The organism is Parendozoicomonas verongulae (genome assembly GCF_009711465.1).
Lineage (GTDB): Bacteria > Pseudomonadota > Gammaproteobacteria > Pseudomonadales > Endozoicomonadaceae > Sansalvadorimonas > Sansalvadorimonas verongulae.
The window spans coordinates 43258-43743 of the sequence record NZ_SMME01000855.1 but is presented as its reverse complement, the minus strand read 5'-3'; the positions used below and the strand labels follow the sequence as shown (position 1 = coordinate 43743).

The 486-nt window shown below is 45.9% G+C and carries 2 protein-coding genes; both read left to right on the top strand.

The annotated features are described in order from the left end of the window. Positions 1-190, top strand: a 190-nt coding sequence (locus E1189_RS25580; RefSeq protein ID WP_230460447.1) for a hypothetical protein, incomplete at its 5' end; no start/stop codon positions are given. 64 nt (positions 191-254) lie between these two features. Next, on the top strand, positions 255-486 hold a 232-nt coding region (locus E1189_RS25575; protein ID WP_230460446.1), incomplete at its 3' end, for a hypothetical protein.

The window sequence follows — 486 nt, the reverse complement described above, 5'->3', positions numbered from 1 at the left end:
CAATTTTTCCATAGTCATCTCTCCATCGAAGATGCAGGCCTCACACAGTCGATACTCAAGAAGCTATACAAGACTTCCGGCAGAGGTCGATGAGGTAACTCAAAGCGTGCCCAAAATGCTTCAGGAATTTCAGAGTTTCCATCTTTCTACGCCCTTACCATCAGGGCTGCCAGGAAAAAAAGAACCTTGACTGAGGCCCAGGCCAGGAGCAGTAACTATACTGCTGCTCCTGCCTACACGATGGTATCTGAGTTATGTCTCCTTCGATACTCCCTCATAGTGAAAACATACGACAAAAGTTGATGTTTCAAACCTTACTGTTTTTCCTGCTGATTACAGCCTTATGTTCTTTTGCTTACAGCAGCAGTGAAGGCAAATTCAAAAAAAAATACACCCGATTAGTGAGTGAGGAGTATGAAGGGTGTGACGGACAGCCAGAGCCTCCTCCCGTTTATAGTGAAGCTGCCGGGGCAGAGTACCTTGAAA